This window comes from Methanobrevibacter sp., from assembly GCF_017468685.1.
Classification (GTDB): Archaea; Methanobacteriota; Methanobacteria; order Methanobacteriales; family Methanobacteriaceae; genus Methanocatella.
In genome coordinates this window covers 1-2204 of the sequence record NZ_JAFUHT010000027.1, presented here as the reverse complement: position 1 = coordinate 2204, position 2204 = coordinate 1, and the positions used below count along the sequence as shown (strand labels likewise).

The 2204-nt window shown below is 33.5% G+C and carries 4 protein-coding genes and 1 pseudogene; all 5 read right to left on the bottom strand.

All coding sequences use genetic code 11. The features are described 5' to 3' along the window. Nucleotides 1–588 (bottom strand): annotated as a pseudogene (locus IJ258_RS03730) (hypothetical protein); the annotation flags it as partial. Between the two features lie 416 nt (nt 589–1004). Next, a complete protein-coding gene (locus IJ258_RS03725) occupies nt 1005–1166 on the bottom strand; it encodes a hypothetical protein (protein ID WP_292803115.1) in 162 nt (53 codons plus the stop codon). Beyond that, a complete protein-coding gene (locus tag IJ258_RS03720; RefSeq protein ID WP_292803112.1) occupies nt 1163–1834 on the bottom strand; it encodes a cysteine peptidase family C39 domain-containing protein in 672 nt (223 codons plus the stop codon). The genes IJ258_RS03725 and IJ258_RS03720 overlap by 4 nt, the downstream gene beginning before the upstream one ends. Next, nucleotides 1831–2001 (bottom strand): hypothetical protein, encoded by a 171-nt coding sequence (locus IJ258_RS03715; RefSeq protein ID WP_292803109.1) that lies wholly within the window; start codon nt 1999–2001, stop codon nt 1831–1833. Before IJ258_RS03715 ends, IJ258_RS03720 begins: the two co-directional genes overlap by 4 nt. Further along, nucleotides 1998–2120 carry a hypothetical protein gene (locus tag IJ258_RS03710; RefSeq protein ID WP_292803106.1) on the bottom strand — a complete coding sequence of 41 codons (123 nt, stop codon included), beginning with the start codon at nt 2118–2120 and terminating at the stop codon, nt 1998–2000. The genes IJ258_RS03715 and IJ258_RS03710 overlap by 4 nt, the downstream gene beginning before the upstream one ends. Nucleotides 2121–2204: the final 84 nt, after the last annotated feature.

Genomic DNA, 2204 nt, shown 5'->3' with positions numbered 1-2204 from the left:
TGTCTTTGTCCTGACTAGACTAAATGTAGGGATTACATCTTCACGTTCATTTAAAATACTCATTACTTCAAGAATATCATCACTATTATGATAGGTTCTTGTGGCTTCTATGAAATCTTGTATACTCAACTTTAACACATCAACCTTACTCATACCACTACTCGCCAGGAACAAGATTAAAGCTTTCATTAAAGGTTTACTTGATTCCACCGCCACTTGCAAATCTTGTCTTGTTGGAATCTTTATCTCAACAGTAGATTGAATATTCACTCTTGGCAAATGATGGATTTCAATTTCATAATGACGGTAAAAAGTGTTTACTCGTTTCATCATAGTGTTAATGGTTTCTTTGGCGTAACCATAATCGATTAGGTAGTTTCTGAAGTCGATTAATCTGGTTTTAAGTGTTCGACGTTTCCATCTTATCCTTTCTTCTTCCTCACGGTCGGCTTCGTCAAGTAGTTCAGTTAAGGTCATGCCGGTGAATTCCAAGTATTTGTTTATTGCATGTCGGTATACATTGATACTTCCTGGGCTGATGTTTCGTTCTCGGCAAAAAGTTTTAAATATTTTTTCTTCCATAATCATATATTATCATCTCTACTTTTATTGCTCGTTTTTGGGAGAGCAATTGAAAAGTATTAGGTTATTATGTTTATACCGAAAGAGTTAAGGTGAAATAACCTTATACTTTTTCTGTTATTATTATTGGTTTCTTGTTTTTGATAAATATTTGGAAAAATAGGAATGTTCGCAATTACCAGAACGAACAAAAATTTAAAAAAAAAATAATCCCAACCTGTGCATAAAATACACAAGTCGGGACCATATAGTGAATTACCATATTTTTCTCAATAGATCCAACAGGTAGTATAGGATAATATTTTTCAAACTAATTATGGAAAGTAGTTTCTTTTAAAAGTTTATATTTTTACATCCTCGTTTCATATTCGCTACTACTCAGTGGATGGTGTTGGAGTCTATGTCATCGAAAAAAAAGGTTTTTATTCTAATTCTTTCTCTAATGTTTCAATTTCTTTTTTTAACTCAAAATACTCATCAGTTAACACTGGGTATTCTTTGATTTTTGCAAGTTTACGTTTAAGGTTTCTTAAATGAATATCTTTACGGAAACTAATATCTTCAGCAGTTAAAGTGTTTTTCATTCTATCACTACCTGATAATAATTAAGTGTACGGTTTAACATTGCATTATCAATACATGAGGGTTTAACGCTTAATACTCCTTTGGTTGGGTCAAATACACGATAGTTTCCGGCTTTGGTTATTCTTTGTATGTTAATGTAATGTCCATAATTGTTCTTGTAACCTAGGCAAGGAGCTTTAATGGTGTCGATATGTGCTATTACTCCGTAGCCTTTGTCGAATGCTTTTTGTAATGCTTTTTGGTTACGATTGATTGGTTGTATTTTGTAACCAAATTTCTTTGCACCATTAATCATATCAGATGGACTAGTTCCGTATTTACCAGTGTTGAATGCTTGGGCAATGGTGGTTTCATCCTCCCAGTCAAATAAGGATTGTAATGCCATATTGAATGATGCACAGGCACATTGATACCCATTGTCTTGATAATTAATTACTGTTGGTTCTTTGGATTTACCAACATAAGTTACATAATTAGGATATCTACCATTTTTTAATCTGAAGATGTTCCATTGTTTGAATAATCCGAGGTATTGTTTTAGTTTTAATTTGTGTTTATCCCCGTTAGTATCGGTCATTTTGATTTTTTCGGGTCTGCCGTTACCTTTTTTAATATTTTTACGAATGGTTTTGGCGGCGGTTTTCATTTCCGTTTTACTATATTTCATATTATCACATCACTTCTTTTTAGGATTTGTTTTTCCTCGTTTTCAAGTATGTCTAGTTTGCCTTGGTAGGTTAAACAGTCAGTGATTGTGTCTGCTTTATCTAGTAGGCTTTTGAATAATTTTTTTTCTTTTTGGATTTCGATTAGTCTTCGGTTGTCTAGGTTCATCGTTTAGCCTCTTCATGTATTATGCATCTTTGGTCATTGTAAAGGAAGTTACAACGGGTTATATCCCCGTTGTGCCATTCCCTGTAACAACAACCATCACAATGATTCTCTTTCTTCAATATAATCCCTCTTTTTCTAGAATGGTTTACTGTTTGGTCCAGTATACTTGGTCTGGGTTCCTGGTGGACTTCCCCAACCAGTTA

Coding starts and splice junctions, on each gene's coding strand:
- IJ258_RS03725 (WP_292803115.1), bottom strand. CDS start 1,166: ATGAAAAACACTTTAACTGCTGAAGATATTAGTTTCCGTAAAGATATT.
- IJ258_RS03720 (WP_292803112.1), bottom strand. CDS start 1,834: ATGAAATATAGTAAAACGGAAATGAAAACCGCCGCCAAAACCATTCGT.
- IJ258_RS03715 (WP_292803109.1), bottom strand. CDS start 2,001: ATGAACCTAGACAACCGAAGACTAATCGAAATCCAAAAAGAAAAAAAA.